Source organism: Streptomyces sp. C36, assembly GCF_040932295.1.
Classification (GTDB): domain Bacteria; phylum Actinomycetota; class Actinomycetes; order Streptomycetales; family Streptomycetaceae; genus Streptomyces; species Streptomyces triculaminicus.
Map to the genome: position 1 here is coordinate 418,662 of NZ_JBFQGI010000007.1, position 17,321 is coordinate 435,982.

16 protein-coding genes are annotated in these 17,321 nt (G+C 72.3%); 11 read left to right on the forward strand and 5 right to left on the reverse strand.

The annotated features are described in order from the left end of the window. Positions 1-58: 58 nt before the first annotated feature. The 3 genes from AB4K12_RS23265 (at position 59) to AB4K12_RS23275 (ending at position 5,296) form a co-directional block, all read left to right on the forward strand. On the forward strand, positions 59-3,310 hold the full coding sequence (locus tag AB4K12_RS23265) for a BTAD domain-containing putative transcriptional regulator (RefSeq protein ID WP_368436035.1): 3,252 nt from the start codon (positions 59-61) through the stop codon (positions 3,308-3,310). Between the two features lie 12 nt (positions 3,311-3,322). Then, the gene (locus tag AB4K12_RS23270) at positions 3,323-4,264 is read left to right on the forward strand and encodes an LAETG motif-containing sortase-dependent surface protein (protein ID WP_368436036.1); all 942 of its coding nucleotides are present in this window, start codon (positions 3,323-3,325) and stop codon (positions 4,262-4,264) included. Positions 4,265-4,495: 231 nt separating this feature from the next. Then, positions 4,496-5,296 carry a putative protein N(5)-glutamine methyltransferase gene (locus AB4K12_RS23275; protein WP_368436037.1) on the forward strand — a complete coding sequence of 267 codons (801 nt, stop codon included), beginning with the start codon at positions 4,496-4,498 and terminating at the stop codon, positions 5,294-5,296. 91 nt (positions 5,297-5,387) lie between these two features. Here AB4K12_RS23275 and AB4K12_RS23280 read toward each other — a convergent pair whose 3' ends face one another. After that, positions 5,388-5,882: a cupin domain-containing protein gene (locus tag AB4K12_RS23280; protein WP_368436038.1), complete on the reverse strand. Its 495-nt coding sequence runs from the start codon at positions 5,880-5,882 to the stop codon at positions 5,388-5,390. 184 nt (positions 5,883-6,066) lie between these two features. Between AB4K12_RS23280 and AB4K12_RS23285 the strand changes: the two genes are divergently transcribed. The 3 genes from AB4K12_RS23285 (at position 6,067) to AB4K12_RS23295 (ending at position 7,545) form a co-directional block, all read left to right on the forward strand. Beyond that, positions 6,067-6,462, forward strand: a complete 396-nt coding sequence (locus AB4K12_RS23285; protein WP_086568554.1) for a helix-turn-helix domain-containing protein — start codon at positions 6,067-6,069, stop codon at positions 6,460-6,462. 16 nt (positions 6,463-6,478) lie between these two features. Then, the gene (locus AB4K12_RS23290; protein ID WP_368436039.1) at positions 6,479-7,099 is read left to right on the forward strand and encodes a hypothetical protein; all 621 of its coding nucleotides are present in this window, start codon (positions 6,479-6,481) and stop codon (positions 7,097-7,099) included. 101 nt (positions 7,100-7,200) lie between these two features. Next, a complete protein-coding gene (locus tag AB4K12_RS23295) occupies positions 7,201-7,545 on the forward strand; it encodes a DUF2516 family protein (protein WP_368436040.1) in 345 nt (114 codons plus the stop codon). A gap of 22 nt (positions 7,546-7,567) precedes the next feature. On the opposite strand, the gene AB4K12_RS23300 is transcribed toward AB4K12_RS23295, so the two are convergent. Then, positions 7,568-8,830, reverse strand: a complete 1,263-nt coding sequence (locus tag AB4K12_RS23300; RefSeq protein ID WP_368436041.1) for a PP2C family protein-serine/threonine phosphatase — start codon at positions 8,828-8,830, stop codon at positions 7,568-7,570. Between the two features lie 280 nt (positions 8,831-9,110). After that, positions 9,111-10,307 (reverse strand): NlpC/P60 family protein, encoded by a 1,197-nt coding sequence (locus AB4K12_RS23305; protein WP_368436042.1) that lies wholly within the window; start codon positions 10,305-10,307, stop codon positions 9,111-9,113. Between the two features lie 476 nt (positions 10,308-10,783). Between AB4K12_RS23305 and pstS the strand changes: the two genes are divergently transcribed. The 4 genes from pstS (at position 10,784) to pstB (ending at position 14,919) form a co-directional block, all read left to right on the forward strand. Next, on the forward strand, positions 10,784-11,914 hold the full coding sequence (pstS, locus tag AB4K12_RS23310; protein WP_368436043.1) for a phosphate ABC transporter substrate-binding protein PstS: 1,131 nt from the start codon (positions 10,784-10,786) through the stop codon (positions 11,912-11,914). A 127-nt stretch (positions 11,915-12,041) separates the two neighbouring features. After that, positions 12,042-13,028 (forward strand): phosphate ABC transporter permease subunit PstC, encoded by a 987-nt coding sequence (pstC, locus tag AB4K12_RS23315; protein WP_368436044.1) that lies wholly within the window; start codon positions 12,042-12,044, stop codon positions 13,026-13,028. Positions 13,029-13,039: 11 nt separating this feature from the next. Then, positions 13,040-14,107 (forward strand): phosphate ABC transporter permease PstA, encoded by a 1,068-nt coding sequence (gene pstA, locus AB4K12_RS23320; RefSeq protein WP_368436091.1) that lies wholly within the window; start codon positions 13,040-13,042, stop codon positions 14,105-14,107. A gap of 32 nt (positions 14,108-14,139) precedes the next feature. Then, a complete protein-coding gene (gene pstB / locus AB4K12_RS23325) occupies positions 14,140-14,919 on the forward strand; it encodes a phosphate ABC transporter ATP-binding protein PstB (RefSeq protein WP_086568564.1) in 780 nt (259 codons plus the stop codon). Positions 14,920-15,031: 112 nt separating this feature from the next. On the opposite strand, the gene AB4K12_RS23330 is transcribed toward pstB, so the two are convergent. Together AB4K12_RS23330 and AB4K12_RS23335 are read right to left on the reverse strand one after the other, a co-directional pair. Continuing rightward, positions 15,032-16,030: an anion permease gene (locus tag AB4K12_RS23330; RefSeq protein ID WP_368436045.1), complete on the reverse strand. Its 999-nt coding sequence runs from the start codon at positions 16,028-16,030 to the stop codon at positions 15,032-15,034. Between the two features lie 6 nt (positions 16,031-16,036). Further along, positions 16,037-16,657 (reverse strand): DUF47 domain-containing protein, encoded by a 621-nt coding sequence (locus AB4K12_RS23335; RefSeq protein WP_086568540.1) that lies wholly within the window; start codon positions 16,655-16,657, stop codon positions 16,037-16,039. A gap of 289 nt (positions 16,658-16,946) precedes the next feature. Between AB4K12_RS23335 and AB4K12_RS23340 the strand changes: the two genes are divergently transcribed. Continuing rightward, a complete protein-coding gene (locus tag AB4K12_RS23340) occupies positions 16,947-17,321 on the forward strand; it encodes a metal-sensitive transcriptional regulator (RefSeq protein WP_086568539.1) in 375 nt (124 codons plus the stop codon).

Below are 17,321 nucleotides of genomic sequence, written 5' to 3' on the forward strand. Positions count from 1 at the left end.
CGATCCGCTGTGGACCGGCTGATGATCCACTGTCAGACCCCTGGGTTACGGTCCGGTCATGCGATTCGGGGTGCTCGGTCCACTGACGGTGTGGGACGAGGCGGGGGATCCGGTCACGGTGCGCGAGGCGAAGGTCCGCGCGCTGCTGGCCCTCCTTCTCGCGCACGAAGGCCGGCCGGTCTCCGCCGACCGGCTCCTCGACCACCTGTGGGGCGGGACGCCGCCCGCCGACCCCGCCAACGCCCTCCAGGTCAAGGTCTCCCAGCTGCGCCGGACCGTGGGACGCGACCGCGTCCCGCGCCAGCCCCCGGGCTACCGCCTGCCGGTCGCCGCCGAGGACACCGACGCCGGCCTCTTCCGGGCCCTCGCCTCCCGGGCCGGGGCGGCCGCCGGCCCGCGCGAGCGGGCCCGGCTGCTCACCGAGGCGCTCGGGCTGTGGCGGGGTCCGGCGTTCGCCGACTTCGCCGACGAGGAGTACGTACGCCCCGCCGCGCTCCGGCTGGAGGAACTGCGGCTGGCCGCCCTCGAGGACCAGGCACAGGCCCGCCTGGAGCTCGGCGAGCACGACGCCCTCGCCGGGGAGCTGACGGCCCTCGTGGCGCGGCACCCGCTGCGGGAGCGGCTGCGCGCCCTCCAGCTCCGGGCGCTGTACGCCGCGGGCCGCCAGAGCGAGGCTCTGGCCTCCTACGACGAGCTGCGCACGCTCCTGGCCGAGGAGCTGGGCCTGGACCCGGGCCCGGAGCTCGCGGCGCTCCACCGGGCCATCCTCACCCAGGCCCCCGAGCTGTCCCCCGCGCCACAGGCCCCGCCGCGCACGAACCTGCCCGCTCCCCTCGGCGAACTCGTCGGCAGACAGCGGGCGGTGGCCGACACGGTCGCGCTGCTGGCCTCGGGCAGCCGCATGGTGACGCTGACCGGGCCGGGCGGGGTGGGCAAGACCGTCCTCGCGACCGAGGTCGCCGCACGGCTGCGGGACGGAGAGGGCGGAGGCGGCGCGGACGGCGTGTGGCTGGTGGAGCTGGCGGGTCGGCACGGCGACCGCGACAGCCTCGCGGAGGTCGTCGCCGGCACGCTGGGCATCCGGGACGACGGGGCGCCGCCCGGCCGGCCCGCCCCACCGGCCACGGACCGGCTGGCGGCGGCGCTGCGCGACCGTGGCGCCCTGCTGATCCTGGACAACTGCGAGCAGGCCGTCGACGCCGTCGCCGACCTCGCGGACCGGCTGCTGCGGGCCGCCCCCGGCCTGCGGCTGCTGGCCACGAGCCAGGAGCCGCTGGGCCTCGCGGCCGAGGTCGTACGGCCGGTCGAGCCGCTGAGCGGCGACGACGCGGTGCGGCTGTTCGCGGCCCGCGCCGCGGCCGCCGCCCCGGGCTTCGCCCTGGACGCGTCCACCCGGGACGCCGTCGAGGTGATCTGCCGGCGGCTCGACGGACTCCCGCTCGCCCTGGAACTGGCCGCCACGCGCGTACGGGCCCTGGGCGTACGGCAGCTGGCGGACCGCCTCGACGACCGCTTCCGGGTCCTCACGGGCCGCCGCCGGGGCGCTCCCGCCCGCCAGCGGACCCTGCGGGCGGTCATCGACTGGAGCTGGGAGCTGCTGACCGCCCCGGAGCGCATCGTGCTGCGGCGCCTCGCCGTGCACACCGACGGCTGCACGCTGCGGGCCGCCGAGGCCGTCTGCGCGGGCCCCGGGGTGCCGCCGGAGGACGTGCTCGACCTGCTCGCCCGCCTCGTCGACCGGTCCCTCGTCGTCATGGCCGACGGCCCGCTCGGCCCCCGCTACCGCCTGCTGGAATCGGTCGCCGCCTACGCCACCGAGCGGCTGCGCGAGATGGCGGACGAGACCGCCGCGCGCGAGCGCCATGTGCGCTACTACACCGCCCTCGCCGAGCGCGCCCGCCCCGGCCTCCAGGGCCCCGGCCAGCACGACTGGCTGCGGCGCCTCGACGCGGACGGCGGCAATCTCCGTACCGCCCTCGAGACGGCGGTGCGCGGCGGCATGCGGGAGGAGGCGCTGCGGCTGGTGGCGGCCCTGTCCTGGTACTGGCTGCTGCGCGGCCGTCTGGGCGAGGCACGGCGATGGGCCCGGGCCGCGCTGTCGGCGGGGGACACGGGCCCGGCGGACGGCGAGCCCGGCCTGGAGGACGTACGGGCCGAAGTGCGCGCCCTGCACCACGGATTCGCGTTGCTGACCGGCCGTCCCGCGCCCCTCGCGGCGCCCGCCGGCCCGGAGCCGGCGGACCCCGGCGTCCGGGCCAGGACGTGGTGGTTCCAGGCCTACGCCCTCTTCAACACCGGCAACACGAGGGCCGGCGAGGAGCTCACCGGCCGCGCCCTGGCCGGGTTCCAGGAGATCGGCGACCGCTGGGGCGTCGCGGCGGCCCTGGGCCTGCGGGCCACGCACGCGCTGATCCGCGGCGAGCTGTCGGCGGTGCGGTCCGACGGCGAACGCAGCGCCGCCCTCTTCCGCGAACTGGGCGACAGCTGGGGCGCGTTGCAGAGCGTCGGCCCGCTGGCCACCCTCGCCGAGATCAGCGGCGACTACGCGCACGCCGAACGGCTGCTCCACGACGCGCTGGAGCTGGCCGAGGGCCTCCATCTGGCCACGGAGACCAGCCGGTTGCTCTCCCGTCTGGGGCGGATCGCGCTGCTCACCGGCGACCGGGACCGGTCGCGGGAGCTGCACGAACGGGCCCGGAGCGGCGCCGTGGAGCAGGGCTTCGGCTTCGGGGAGATCCACGCCGAGCTGGGCCTGGCCCTGACGGCCCGCCGCTCCGGGGACCTCGCCACCGCCGAGGCGCTGCTGCTGCGCATCCGCGACTGGTACACCGAGGTCTCCTCCGAGCCGGGCAACTCCCTGGTCCTCGCGGAGCTGGGGTTCGTCGCGGAGCTGCGCGGCGACGCGGAGGCCGCGCGCGCCCGCCACCGGGAGGCGCTGGCCATAGCCGTCCTCGGGGGCGACCCCCGGGAGATGGCCCTGCCGCTCGAGGGGCTGGCGGGCGCCGAGTCCCTCGCCGGCCGTCCGGAGCATGCCGCACTCCTGCTGGGCGCGGCGGCCGCCGCCCGCGCCGGGGCGGGCGCCCCGCTGCCCGCGGGCGAGCGCGGCGACGTCGACCGCGTGACGGAGGCGGCGCGCGCGGCCCTGGGCGGGCGCGCGTTCGACACGGCCTTCGGCCGGGGCGCCGGGCTGCGGCCGCGGGAGGCGGCGGAGGCGGTGGGGGCGGGCCCGTCCGGCGCGCCGGACGACGGCAGGGGGCTGCACGGCGTCACCCACCCGCCACATACGATTACGGCACATTCATACGAATAGAGGTCGCCCTCCATGAAGTTGTCCCGGATCACGGCGGTGGCCGCCGCTGCCGTCATAGCCCCGGCCGCTTTCCTGGCCGCCCCCGCCACCGCCGCCACGGGCACCACCACCGACGTCCAGAAGCCCGCCGTGACGGCGCCGGACGCCACGACCCCCGACCACGCCACCGGCCCGGCCCCCGCCGACGGCACGAAGAAGACCGACCAGGCCCCGGTCAAGGCCACCGTCAAGCTGCTCGAGTACCCCCGGTCGTTCACCGCCGGCGGCGACTGGACGGAGTTCGGCTTCATCGTCGACAACACCGCCGGCAGCCAGGCGATCGAGCCGCTCCGCCTGACGTTCATGCTCAGCGGCAACGGCGAGAAGAAGATCAAGAGCACCCAGCGGATCGAGTACCGCGCCAAGGACGGCTCCTGGATCCGGATCGACGACAAGACCCCCGGCTCGACGTTCGTCGGCAGCGTCACGGGCGGCAAGGTCGAGAAGGGCCAATCGGCCACCGTCGAGCTGCGCGTCAAGCTCTCCGCCGACTACCCCACGGGCCCCGCCCACGCCCTGGTCGACATCTCGGGCACGTCGGTGCGCCGGCTCTCCCCGATCGACGTCGTGGCCAAGGGCGGCGCGGCCAAGCCCTCACCGTCCACCGGCGGGGAGACGAAGTCCCCGACCCCGAGCGGCAGCGCCAAGCCGTCCCCCTCCGGGACGCCGAGCGCGAGCACCTCGGTCAAGCCCTCCGCGTCGGCCTCGGCGCGGGTGTCGGCCGCTCCCTCCGCCTCGGCCTCGTCCCCGGCGGCGGCCGCCGTCGCCGACACCTCCGCCCAGGGCGGCGGCGACTCGCTCGCCACCACCGGCGCCGGGAACTCCACCCCCTGGGTCGTGGGTGCCGCCGCCCTCGCCGTCGCGGCGGGCGCGGGCCTGGTCGTCATGACCCGCCGCCGCCTGTCCGGCCGCTGAGCGACCATCGGACCGAAGGGGGCCGGGCGGCGGCGAGCCGCCCGGCCCCCTTTCGGCCGGAGTGAAGCGGCGTCAGGTCGGGTACAGTGACCGCCGTCAGCAGTACCCGACCGAGGAGGTGAGACCCATTACCGCTGCAGCAGGCTGGGTGCTCTCACCACACGGTCGTACGGTCCCTCAGGCGTAGGTGACCGCGAGAGCACCCTTCGGTAACCCCGGAAGGCTCTCTCCATGTCGGCATCACCCTCCCTCGCCTCCTCCCTCTCCACCATCGTCACCAGGCTTCGCGCCGCCGGCTGCGTCTTCGCCGAGGACGAGGCGGAGCTGCTCCTCGCCACGGCCCGCACCCCGGACGAACTCGACGCCATGGTCGGCTGGCGCGTCGCGGGACTCCCGCTCGAACACGTCGTGGGCTGGGCCGCGTTCTGCGGCCTGCGAATAGCCGTGGACCCGGGGGTCTTCGTCCCCCGCCCCCGCACCGAGTTCCTGGTCCACCAGGCCACGGCCCTGGCCGGGCCGCGCGCGGTCGTCCTCGACCTGTGCTGCGGCTCGGGCGCGGTGGGCGCCGCGCTGGCCGCTTCCCTGGACCGGCCGGAGCTGTACGCCGCCGACATCGACCCGGCCGCCGTCCGCTGCGCCCGCCGCAACCTGGCCGGCACCGGCGGCCTGGTCTTCGAGGGCGACCTCTACGATCCGCTGCCCGCGACCCTGCGGGGCCGCGTCGGCATACTCGTCGCCAACGCCCCGTACGTTCCCACCGAGGCCATCGGCCTGCTGCCTCCCGAGGCGCGCGTCCACGAGGCGCGGGTCGCGCTCGACGGCGGCGCGGACGGCCTCGACGTACAGCGCCGGGTGACGGCCGAGGCCCCCCGGTGGCTGGCCCCGGGCGGGCACCTCCTGGTCGAGACCAGCGAACGTCAGGCCCCGCTGACGGCCGCCGCGTTCGCCCGCGGCGGCCTGGTCCCCCGGGTCATCGCCTGCGAGGACCTGGACGCCACGGTCGTCGTCGGCACCCTGCCCGCCCGCACCTGACGGGCCCGGGGCGATCGGGGCGTCCGGCGTACGGACTCCCCGGCCGCCCCGGTCTCCCCGGCCGCTCCGGTCTCCCCGGCCGCCCGCCGGCTCACTGGGCGGCTTCGAGGGCGGCGCGCCACACCGGGCTGTCCACGTAGTGGTTGTCGAAGCGCTCGGACGACTCCTTGATCTCCTGCGGGCTCGCCTCGCCCCGCATCACGCGGTTGAGCAGCCGGAGGTAGTCGAAGCGCGGCATGCCGGGGGTGAAGACGAAGAGCACGTCGGCCTCGGCGCCGGGAGCCGCCGCGAAGGCGTGCGGCGTGTGCGGCGGCACGAGCAGGAAGTCGCCCTCGTTCAGGACCTTGACCTCGTCGTCGACGAGCACCCGCAGGGAGCCGCCGATGACGAAGAAGAGCTCGGAGGCCCGGGTGTGGAAGTGCGCCGGGGCGCCCACCGCCCCCTTGGCGAAGGACGAGCGGTAGCTGGTGAGCGAGCTGCCGTCGGTGCCGCAGTCGGCGAGCAGGGTCATGACGCTGCTCGGGTCGCTGACGGTCTCGGCGTCGGCGGCGCGGGTCAGAACCGGCGTGAGTGCGCTGGCGTTCATGAGTGTGCTCCCCCTCGTGTGCGACCGCGGCGGGTTTCTTCCGCGGCCTTGTCGATCACCAACCTATGGCGCCGACAGACCTGCCGAGGGGTGCATTTCCCTGCGGAAATCAAAGGTCAATTGACGTGGCTACTTTTGCAAGCGTCTGCTTGCAAAAGTTAGCAACCTCGGGCAGGATCGCCGCATGGCATCACTCAACGTCGGCAATCTCGGCGAGTACCTGCGGGAGCAGCGGCGCACCGCGCAGCTGACGCTGCGACAGCTCGCCGATGCCGCCGGAGTGTCCAACCCGTACCTCAGTCAGATCGAGCGCGGCCTGCGCAAGCCGAGCGCCGAGATCCTGCAGCAGCTGGCCAAGGCCCTGCGGATCTCGGCCGAGACGCTCTACGTGCAGGCCGGGATCCTCGACGAACGGGACCGGGACGAGGCGGAGGTCCGCAGCGTGATCCTCGCCGACCCCTCGATCAACGAGCGGCAGAAACAGGTGCTGCTCCAGATCTACGAGTCCTTCCGCAAGGAGAACGGGCTCGCGACGGACGAGACGGACAAGACGAACGACCGCAGCACACCTTCGAGCTGATCCGGGAGACCCTCGCATGGCCATCACTCAGGACATCCGCAAGGCCGCCACCGACACCGCCTACGCCGCGGCCGGCGCCGCCGACCTCACCGCGGAGAAGATCGGGCAGCTCGTCGTCGAGGCCCCCGAGCGCATCGAGAAGCTGCGCAACACCGACCCCAAGGCCCTCGGCGACCGCTTCACCCAGCGGGCCAAGCAGGTGCAGACGCAGGTGACCACCAAGGCCGGCGAGATCGCCGGCACCCTCGACGCCGACGCCAAGAAGCTCGGCCAGGCCGCGCAGGACCTGACGCTGCAGGCCGTCGGGCAGGCCGTCGCGCTCGCGGCGCAGGCGGGCGAGAAGTTCGAGGAGCTGGCCGAGCGCGGCCGCGAGGCCGTGAAGACGTGGCGCGGCGAGGCCGCCGAGGAGCTCTCCGAGATCGCCGTCGCCGTCGAGCCGGACAGCGACGAGCAGGCGGCGCGGGACAAGCAGGCCAAGGACGAGCAGGCCAAGGACGAGCAGGCCAAGGACGAGCCCGCCGCCAAGCAGGAGCCCGCCGCCGAGGGCGACGCCGACGCCAAGCCGGCCGGCCGCAAGACCCCGGCCCGCAAGCCGGCCGCCACCGCCAAGAAGGCGGACGCCAAGACCGGCGAGTGACGACCGGCCATTAGCGAGAGCCCGTTCCGGGCACGCCCGGCGTGCCCGGAACGTTCTCCCGGTACCGTGGGCGACAGGCGATCCGACAGAAGGTGAGCGGCATGCTGGTAGAAGGCTTCGGCGAGGTCCTTTCCTGGGTGTCGGTCGGCTTGCTGCTGTTCACCCTGTTCGCGCTGATCGACGCCGCCGTCCGCCGCGAGGACGCCTATCGGGCGGCCGACAAGCAGTCCAAGCCCTTCTGGCTGATCATCCTCGCCATCGCGGCCGCGGTGAACATCTTCTTCGGCATCCTGAGCTTCCTGCCCGTCCTGGGCCTGATCGCCACGATCGTCTACATGGTCGACGTGCGCCCCGCCCTGCGCCAGGTCTCCGGCCGCGGCGGCCCCCGCCGGCGCGGCGGCTCCAGCTCGGACGGCCCCTACGGCCCGTACAACGGCGGCCGCTGAAGGCTCCCGGAGACCTCCGGAGTCAGCCGCGCTCGAGGAGCAGCACGGCGAGGTCGTCGGTCAGCTCCTCGCCGTTGAGCGCCCGCACCTCCGCCACGGCCGCTTCCAGCAGGCCCTCTCCCCGCAGCCCTTCCTTCACCTGGCGCGTGACCATTTCGATCATGCCCTCCTGGCCCAGCCGCCGGGTGCCCGCGCCGATCCGGCCCTCGATGAGGCCGTCGGTGTACATCAGCAGGCTCCAGGCGTCGCCGAGCTCCACCTCCTGGCGCGGCCAGCGGGCCTGCGACAGCAGGCCGAGCGCCGGTCCGCCGTCGTCCTGCGGCAGCAGGGCCGGGGCGTGTCCGGGGCGTACGAGCAGCGGGGCCGGGTGGCCGGCCAGGCACAGGGCGGCCGAGCGGCCGTCCGGCGCGATGTCGACCGTGCACAGCGTCGCGAAGATCTCCTCGTCGGCCCGCTCGTGCTCGAGCACCTGCTGCAGGGTGTCGAGCAGCTCGTCGCCGCACAGCCCGGACAGGGTCAGGGCGCGCCAGGCGATGCGCAGCGAGACGCCGAGGGCCGCCTCGTCGGGGCCGTGCCCGCACACGTCGCCGATCATGGCGTGAACCGTGCCGTCGGGGGTGCGGACGGTGTCGTAGAAGTCCCCGCCGAGCAGGGCGCGGCTGCGGCCGGGGCGGTAGCGGGTGGCGAAGCGCAGCTCCGAACCGGCCAGCAGCGGGTGGGGCAGCAGGCCGCGCTCGAGGCGGGCGTTCTCCTGGGCCCGCAGCCGGGTCTCGGTGAGCTGGCGCTGGGCGAAGTCGGCGCGCTTGCGCTCGACGGCGTAGCGGATGGCCCGGCTGAGGACCCGCCCGTCGAGCTCGTCGCGGAAGAGGTAGTCCTGCGCCCCGACCCGTACCGCCTCCGCGGCCCGCTCGGCGTCCGCCTCGGCGGTCAGGGCGAGCACGGCCTGGTGCGGCGCGAGCCGCAGCACGCGCCGCAGCGTCTCCAGCTCGTCGGACGGGCCGGCCTCGTCGGACGGGTCGGCGAACCGCGCGCCGGGAGCCTGCTCGAGGGGTGGAAGCGCCAGGTCCAGGAGGATGCACTGGACGTCGTCGGTGAGCAGCCGGGCGGCCTCGGTGAGGTTGCGGGCGGTGCGGATGCGTACGGGCTTGCCCGACGCTCCCGTCATCGCCGCCATGTCGGGGCCCGACAGGGCGCCGCCGGGGTCGTCCTCGATCACCAGCAGGGTCAGCCCGCCGTCGGGCAGGGCGGCGGGCGGTTCCGCCGGCCTGGGCGCGGGTACGGGCATCACTTCGGTTCCTTCCTCCCCCAGCGACCGCTGGGCGGGACCCCACCCCCCAAGGGCACGGCGTCTCACCGGGAGGCGAGTACCGAGGGTGACCCTAGCGCCAGAGCCCGACGAAACGGAATGGTACGGAGCCACCCGCCTCTGTCATATGCCCCGGCCACAAAGGGAATTGACGCGAAACGCGCCCCGAAGGGGTGAACGCGCGATGACGAACATCACGCCTTGTCGTCCTACGTTCCTATGATCACGCGAGCCCCGTCCGGCGACGGCCGCGCGGCGGCTACCCGGGCCGTACGACCCCCAGGATCGGCATCGAACCGGCCCCCGCGAGGGTCACCTGCCGCCCCGGCCGGGGCGCGTGGACGATCATGCCGTCGCCCGCGTACACCCCGACATGGCTGGCGTCCCCGAAGTAGATCACCAGGTCGCCCGGGCGCATGTCCTTGACCTCGACCTTCGGCAGCTGCCGCCACTGCTCCTGCGAGGTGCGCGGGATCGCGCGCCCGGCCGCGGCCCACGCCTTGAGCGTGAGCCCCGAGCAGTCGTAGGTGTCCGGGCCCTCGGCGCCCCAGACGTAGTTCTTGCCGATCTGGGCGGACGCGAAGTCGACCGCGCGCCCGCCGTCGCCGGTGGCGGCCGAGCCCTTGACGTTCATGAGGCCCTTGCCGGCGGCGCTGGAGAGCCAGGTCTGCTGCGCCTGGCGGGCCCGGTCCTCCTCCATCTGCCGCAGCCGCTCGCGCTCCTTCTCCGCCAGCTTCGACTCCAGCTTCTTCGCGGCCTCCAGCCGGCTCTCGATCTCCTTCTTCGCCGCTTCCTTCTTCTTGCGGTCGCCCTCGAGCGTCTTGCGGCGGTCCTCGGCGGCCTTGGCGTAGCGCCCGAGGTCGGCGCGCGTGCTCGCCAGCTGCGTCAGCAGGTCATGGGTGGCCTGCTCGCCCTTGCGGGCGAGGCTGACGCCGTTGAGGAAGGTCTCGGGCGAGTCGCTGAAGAACAGCTGGGTCGGCGGGGTCAGCGCGCCGCTGCGGTACTGGGCGCGGGCGAGGGCCCCGGTCCGGCCGCGGAGCAGGTCCAGCCGCTGCTGGGTGGCGTTCACCCGGCGGGTGAGGTCCGCGACCGCCTTCTCCTGCAGGCGCTGCTGCTCGTTCGCCGCGTTGTAGTCGTCGGTGGCGGACTCGGCCTTGCGGTAGAGGTCCTCCACCTGCTTGTGGACCGCCTCGAGGGAGCCGGCGGCCGGCGCCTGGGACGACGGCGCCGGTGACGGGGGGCCGGGGTCCGCGTGGGCGACGGCCGGGACGGCGAGCGCGCCCGCGCCCAGGGAGCAGACGAGCGCGACCGCGACCGCGAGACGCCGGGCGGCCGGGCCGGTGGCACCGGAGACGCCCGCGGCGCCGGACGCGGCCGTGGTACCGGAGACGCCCGCGGCGCCGGACACGCCCGTGGCACCGGACGATCTCGCGGTCACCCCGGGGCCCACGCTCATGGCGCCGAGCGGGCCCCTCGCGGCAAGGGAGCCCGTAGCACCGGCCGAATCGGCCCCTACGGAATCACCAGCCGCATCAGCCACACCCACCGCGCCGCCTGCGGGGCTTCCCACCCCGCCGGACGTGCCACCGTTCCGCCTCACAGAACCCCTCCGCGACTCCGCCCCCGCGCCTGACGTGCCGTCACGCGCTTTGGGATGCTGCCACGGCTGCCCGTAAATCGACAGAGAGCTACGTCACACTAGGGGGCGGAATCCGGCCGTCCGCCGAGCTACCACCCCGACGGGTGAGGTTCACCCTCCGTTCACTCTGCCCCATCGACCGCTTCACCTGATCTGCCTAATTTCGGCCGTGGAGGGTGGGAGACACACCGTTCAGGTGAACCACCCGCCATTCCGCCCCGTCACTGGCGGAACAGCTCCACAAACCTCTCGCACGCCGCCCGAGCGGCGGCTCCCGGAAGGAACACCCGAAAGTGAAGCTTCAGCGCAAGAACCGGCTTCGCACAGTCGCCCTCGGCGCCATCGCCGTCTCCGGTGCCCTGGTCCTGACGGCGTGCGGTTCCGACGACAACGGCGGCGGCGCGTCGGGCGGCAGCGGTTCGACCAAGGCGGCCGGCAACATCAAGTGCGAGGGCAAGGGCCAGCTGCTGGCCTCCGGCTCGTCCGCGCAGAAGAACGCCATGGACCTGTGGGTGAAGAACTTCTCCCAGGCCTGCAAGGACATCCAGGTCAACTACAAGGCCACGGGCTCCGGCGCCGGCATCCAGGAGTTCCTCCAGGGCAAGACCGCCTTCGCCGGCTCCGACTCCGCGCTCAAGCCGGAGGAGGTCGCCAAGTCCAAGGACGTCGTCAAGGGCGGCCAGGGCATCAACCTGCCCATGGTCGGCGGCCCGATCGCCATCGGCTACCACGTGCCGGGCGTGGACAACCTGGTCCTGGACGCCGACACCCTCGCCAAGATCTTCGACTCGAAGATCGAGAAGTGGAACGACGAGGCGATCAAGAAGCTCAACCCGGACGCCAAGCTGCCGGACCTCAAGATCCAGGCCTTCCACCGCTCCGACGAGTCCGGCACCACGGACAACTTCACCAAGTACCTCAAGGCGGCGGCCGACAAGTCCTGGCCGTACGAGCCCGCCAAGGCCTGGAAGGCCAAGGGCGGCCAGTCCGCCGACGGCTCGGCCGGTGTCTCCTCGCAGGTCAAGCAGACCGCGGGAGCCATCTCCTACTTCGAGCTGTCCTACGCGACCGCCAACTCGATCAAGACGGTGAAGCTCAACACCGGCGCCTCCGCCCCGGTCGAGGCCACCTCCGACAACGCCTCCAAGGCCATCTCCGAGGCGAAGATCGTGGGCACCGGCAAGGACCTCGCCCTCAAGCTCAACTACACCACCAAGGCCGACGGCGCCTACCCGATCACCCTGGTGACGTACGAGATCGTCGGGGACAAGGGCAACAAGGCCGAGACGCTGCCGGCCACGAAGTCCTTCCTCACCTACATCGCGAGCGAGGACGGCCAGTCGGTCCTGAAGGAGCTCGGCTACGCGCCGCTGCCCGCCGAGATCGCCAAGAAGGTCCGCGAGACCGTCGCGACCCTCTCCTGACGCGGATGCGGCCGGCCCCGGCCCACACCCCGGGGCCCGGCCGCACCGTCCGGTGCACCGCCGCGCCAGAAGCCCCGCCGCCGCCGTGAGGCGGCCCCCGGCAGGACTTCGCAGACCGGAGAAACCCATGGACATAACCCCAGCCACCGCAGCTCCGCCGCCCCTCGGCGCCGCCCCGGCCCCCGCCGAGCAGAAGGCCACCACCCGGCCCGGCGACCGGATCTTCCTCGCGCTCTCGCGCGGATCCGGCATCCTGCTCCTGGTGATCATGGCCGCCATCGCGGTCTTCCTCACCGTGCGGGCCACCAACGCCCTCTCCCACAACGAGGGCGACTTCTTCACGACCTTCGAGTGGAGCGCCAACTCCACCCCGCCGGTCTTCGGCATCGCCGTGCTGGCCTTCGGCACGGTCGTCAGCTCGCTGATCGCCATGCTCATCGCCGTGCCGGTCGCCATCGGCATCGCGCTGTTCATCTCCCACTACGCGCCGCGCAAGCTGTCGACGCCGCTGTCGTACGTCATCGACCTGCTCGCCGCCGTGCCGTCCATCGTCTACGGCCTGTGGGGCGCCCTCTTCCTGGTGCCGCACCTGGGCGGGCTCTACACCTGGCTGAACGACTACTTCGGCTGGACCGGCATCTTCGAGTACCACGACGGCGCCGCCCGCTCGCTCTTCACCATCGGCATCCTGCTGGCGATCATGATCCTGCCGATCGTCACCAGCGTCAGCCGCGAGGTCTTCCTGCAGGCCCCGAAGATGCACGAGGAGGCCGCCCTCGCCCTCGGCGCCACCCGCTGGGAAGTCATCCGGATGTCGGTGCTCCCCTTCGGCCGTTCGGGTGTCATCAGCGCCTCGATGCTGGGCCTGGGCCGCGCCCTGGGCGAGACGATGGCCGTCGCCACGGTCCTCTCCCCCAGCTTCGAGATCGGCAAGAGCCTGCTGGACCCCGGAGGCGGAACGTTCGCCCAGAACATCGCGAGCAGCTTCAAGGAGTCCGGCGAGATAGGCAAGGACGCCCTGATCGCCTCCGGCCTCGTGCTGTTCGTCCTGACCCTCCTGGTCAACGGCGCCGCCCGGCTGATCATCGCGCGCCGCAAGGAGTACACGGCATGAGCGGAGTGACCATGAACGAGCAGCTGGTCGCCGACAGCGCCCCGCGGGCCGTCTCCGGCCTGTACCAGCCCCGTCTGCCCCGCTGGGCCCCTGCGGCCCTCGCCCTCGGCGCGGCCGCCGTGGCCATCGCGATCGGCCTCGGTGCCGGGCTCGGCAGCCGGGTCCAGTGGGGCCTGCTCGCCGGCGTCCTCTACGTCGCCGCGACGTTCGTCGTCGCCGCCCGCGTCGAGGGCCGCCGGCAGGCCAAGGACCGCCTCGCCACCAGCCTCGTCTGGGTCTGCTTCCTGATCGCCGTCGTCCCGCTGGTCTCCCTCATGTGGGAGACGATCGCGCGCGGCATCAAGGTCCTCGACGGAAACTTCCTCAGCCACTCCATGGCCGGCGTCCTGACCATCCAGCCCGGCGGCGGCGTCTACCACGCCATCATCGGCACCCTGGAGCAGGTCGGCATCGCCACCGTCATCGCGGCCCCCATCGGCCTGCTGACGGCGATCTACCTGGTGGAGTACGGGCGCGGCCGGCTGGCCAAGGCCGTGACCTTCTTCGTCGACGTCATGACGGGCATCCCGTCGATCGTCGCGGGCCTGTTCGTCCTCAGCTTCTGGATCCTGATGATGGACAACGGCTACTCCGGATTCGCCGGCTCCATGGCCCTGGCGATCCTGATGATGCCGGTCGTCGTCCGCTCCACCGAGGAGATGCTCAAGCTCGTCCCCAACGAGCTGCGCGAGGCCTCCCTGGCGCTGGGCGTGCCCAAGTGGCGCACCATCCTCAAGGTCGTCCTGCCCACCGCCATAGGCGGCATCGCCACCGGCGTGATGCTCGCGGTCGCCCGCATCGCCGGCGAGTCCGCCCCGATCGTCCTGCTGGTCTTCGGGTCGCAGCTGATCAACAACAACCCCTTCGAAGGCGCCCAGTCCTCTCTGCCGTACTACATCTACGAGCAGTGGGCAGCCGGCAACGAGGCCAGCTACGACCGCGCCTGGGCCGCGGCCCTGGTCCTCATCGCCTTCGTCATGATCCTCAACCTGGTGGCCCGCGGTATCGCCCGCTGGAAGGCCCCCAAGACCGGTCGCTGACCGTCGTCCGCACGAAAGAAGTAGTGATCCCCATGGCCAAGCGAATCGACGTCAGCGGCCTGAACGCCTACTACGGCGCCCACAAGGCCATCGACGACATCTCGATGACCGTCGAACCCCGCTCCGTGACCGCCTTCATCGGCCCGTCCGGCTGCGGCAAGTCCACCTTCCTGCGCACCCTGAACCGCATGCACGAGGTCACCCCCGGCGGCCGCGTCGAGGGCAAGGTGATGCTGGACGACGAGAACCTCTACGGCCCCGGCGTCGACCCGGTCTCCGTGCGCCGCACGGTCGGCATGGTCTTCCAGCGGCCGAACCCCTTCCCCACCATGTCGATCTTCGACAACGTGGCCGCCGGCGTCCGCCTCAACGGCGGCCGGGTCCGCAAGGACGAGCTGGACGGCATCGTGGAGAAGTCCCTCAAGGGCGCCAACCTCTGGAACGAGGTCAAGGACCGCCTGAACAAGCCGGGCGCCGGCCTCTCCGGCGGCCAGCAGCAGCGTCTGTGCATCGCGCGGGCCATCGCGGTCGAGCCGCAGGTCCTGCTGATGGACGAGCCCTGCTCGGCGCTCGACCCGATCTCCACGCTCGCCATCGAGGACCTGATAGGCGAGCTGAAGGAGCGGTTCACGATCGTCATCGTGACCCACAACATGCAGCAGGCGGCCCGCGTCTCGGACCGCACCGCCTTCTTCAACCTGGCCGGCGTCGGCCAGCCGGGCAAGCTGGTGGAGATCGACGACACGGAGCGCATCTTCTCCAACCCCTCGGTCCAGGCGACGGAGGACTACATCTCGGGCCGCTTCGGCTGAGCCCGCCCCCGGAACCGCCTCGCGGTGCTGCTTGGCGGTGCCACCGCAAGGCGAAGGGCCCGCCCCCTGTTCGTACCAGGGGGCGGGCCCATTCGTTCTGCGGCGCGTTCGGCTAGCCGAACGCGAGGTTCACCAGCCAGAAGCTGAACGCGGCCACGATCGCCGCGGCCGGCATGGTGATGAACCAGCCCATCACGATGTTCTTCGCGACGCCCCAGCGCACCGCGCGCGTGCCCTTGGTGGAGCCCACGCCCATGATGGCGGAGGTGATCACGTGCGTGGTGGAGATCGGCGCGTGGAACATGAACGACGCCGTGTACATGACGGAGGCGGCCGTCGTCTCGGCGGCGAAGCCCTGCGGCGGGTCCAGCTCGATGATGCGGCGGCCGAGCGTCCGCATGATCCGCCAGCCGCCCGCGTACGTACCGAGCGAGAGCGTGATCGCACAGGCGAGCTTCACCCACAGCGGGATCGCCTCGTCCATGCCCTGCACATCGCCGATGACCAGGGCCATCACCACGATGCCCATGGTCTTCTGCGCGTCCTGCAGACCGTGACCGAGCGCCATGCCGGCGGCCGAGACGGTCTGCGCGATGCGGAAGCCGCGCTTGGCCTTGTGCGGGTTGGCCCGCCGGAACATCCACATGATCGCGACCATCACCAGATAGCCGAGGATCAGGCCGACGAACGGCGAGAGGAACATCGGGATGACGACCTTCTCGACGACGCCCGACCAGATGACCGTCGTACCGCCCGCCAGCGCCGCGCCCACCATGCCGCCGAAGAGGGCGTGCGAGGAGGACGAGGGAAGGCCGAAGTACCAGGTGACCATGTTCCAGACGATCGCGCCGACCAGCGCGGCGAAGAGGATGCCCATCCCCTTGTCGCCCACCGGCGTCTCGATCAGGCCCTTGCTGACGGTCTTGGCGACTCCGCTGCCGAGGAACGCACCGGCGAGGTTCATCACCGCCGCCATCGCGAGGGCCGCGCGCGGGGTCAGCGCCCGCGTGGAGACCGAGGTCGCGATGGCGTTCGCGGAGTCGTGAAAGCCGTTGGTATAGGTGAATCCGAGCGCGACCGCGATGGTCACGACAAGTGCGAAGGTGTCCACCGGAGGTCAGGACTCCTTGACCGCGATGGTCTCGACCGTGTTCGCCACGTGCTCGAACGCGTCGGCGGCCTCCTCGAGCACATCGACGATCTGCTTGAGCTTGAGCACCTCGATGGCGTCGTACTTGCCGTTGAAGAGGTGGGCGAGAAGCTTGCGGTGAATCTGGTCGGCCTGGTTCTCGAGGCGGTTGACCTCGATCCAGTACTCCGTGAGGTTGGTCATCGTCCGCAGGTTCGGCATCGCCTCGGCGGTCAGCTCGGCCGCCCGCGCGAGAACCTCGATCTGCTGCTCGACGCCCTTCGGCAATTCCTCGATCTGGTAGAGGACGACCAGGTCGACGGCCTCTTCCATGAAATCCATGATGTCGTCGAGCGAACCGGCGAGGGAGTAGATGTCCTCACGGTCGAACGGCGTGATGAAAGAGGAGTTCAGCTGGTGGAAGATCGCGTGCGTCGCGTCGTCCCCGGCGTGCTCCGCTGCCCGCATGCGCTCGGCGATCTCGGCCCGGGCGGAGCTATCCGCTCCGAGCAGTTCCATCAGGAGCTTGGAGCCCGTGACGATGTTGTCCGCGGAGGCGGCGAACATGTCGTAGAAGCTCGTCTCCCTGGGGGTCAGACGAAAGCGCACGTGGGATCCTCGGGGTGCAGCGGATTCGGTCTCGTTGATGCTAGGCGCATCACCCAGCCACAGCTAACTGGCATTCCCTCAGTGTCGCCCATCGGGCAGAGTGCTCATGAAGGCGGTACGAGCCTCCGGCGAAGATTTTGGGTACGATATACCCGCCCGGGGTATGCGAAAAGGGGTATCGCCGCCCAGCGGACCCCGGCGGACCCGGCACCGCCCGTACGCTCGTCATCCCGCTGACGACCGGCCCCGGCGGCACGGGCAAGCACCCCGCAGGACAACGGAGGACGCCATGACGGCCACGGATGCCACAGTGACCAGCACCACTGAGCCCCCCGCGGCCTCCTGCCACGGCGAGGCGTCCACGCCCGGTGACCACCCCGGGCCGCACGGTTACAGCAAGCAGAAGGACCAGCACCTCAAGCGACTGCGCCGGATCGAGGGCCAGATCCGCGGCCTCCAGCGCATGGTCGACGAGGACGTCTACTGCATCGACATACTCACCCAGGTCTCGGCGAGCACGAAGGCCCTCCAGTCCTTCGCCCTCCAGCTCCTCCAGGAACACCTGCGCCACTGCGTGGCCGACGCGGCCCTCAAGGGCGGCGCGGAGATCGACGCGAAGGTGGAGGAGGCCAGCGCCGCGATCGCGCGGCTGCTGCGGACGTAG

What these genes read in the sequence shown, in the direction of transcription:
- AB4K12_RS23265 (WP_368436035.1), top strand. Translation starts at nt 59, where the DNA reads ATGCGATTCGGGGTGCTCGGTCCACTGACGGTGTGGGACGAGGCGGGG.
- AB4K12_RS23270 (WP_368436036.1), top strand. Translation starts at nt 3,323, where the DNA reads ATGAAGTTGTCCCGGATCACGGCGGTGGCCGCCGCTGCCGTCATAGCC.
- AB4K12_RS23275 (WP_368436037.1), top strand. Translation starts at nt 4,496, where the DNA reads ATGTCGGCATCACCCTCCCTCGCCTCCTCCCTCTCCACCATCGTCACC.
- AB4K12_RS23280 (WP_368436038.1), bottom strand. Translation starts at nt 5,882, where the DNA reads ATGAACGCCAGCGCACTCACGCCGGTTCTGACCCGCGCCGCCGACGCC.
- AB4K12_RS23285 (WP_086568554.1), top strand. Translation starts at nt 6,067, where the DNA reads ATGGCATCACTCAACGTCGGCAATCTCGGCGAGTACCTGCGGGAGCAG.
- AB4K12_RS23290 (WP_368436039.1), top strand. Translation starts at nt 6,479, where the DNA reads ATGGCCATCACTCAGGACATCCGCAAGGCCGCCACCGACACCGCCTAC.
- AB4K12_RS23295 (WP_368436040.1), top strand. Translation starts at nt 7,201, where the DNA reads ATGCTGGTAGAAGGCTTCGGCGAGGTCCTTTCCTGGGTGTCGGTCGGC.
- AB4K12_RS23300 (WP_368436041.1), bottom strand. Translation starts at nt 8,830, where the DNA reads ATGCCCGTACCCGCGCCCAGGCCGGCGGAACCGCCCGCCGCCCTGCCC.
- AB4K12_RS23305 (WP_368436042.1), bottom strand. Translation starts at nt 10,307, where the DNA reads ATGAGCGTGGGCCCCGGGGTGACCGCGAGATCGTCCGGTGCCACGGGC.
- pstC (WP_368436044.1), top strand. Translation starts at nt 12,042, where the DNA reads ATGGACATAACCCCAGCCACCGCAGCTCCGCCGCCCCTCGGCGCCGCC.
- pstA (WP_368436091.1), top strand. Translation starts at nt 13,040, where the DNA reads ATGAACGAGCAGCTGGTCGCCGACAGCGCCCCGCGGGCCGTCTCCGGC.
- pstB (WP_086568564.1), top strand. Translation starts at nt 14,140, where the DNA reads ATGGCCAAGCGAATCGACGTCAGCGGCCTGAACGCCTACTACGGCGCC.
- AB4K12_RS23340 (WP_086568539.1), top strand. Translation starts at nt 16,947, where the DNA reads ATGACGGCCACGGATGCCACAGTGACCAGCACCACTGAGCCCCCCGCG.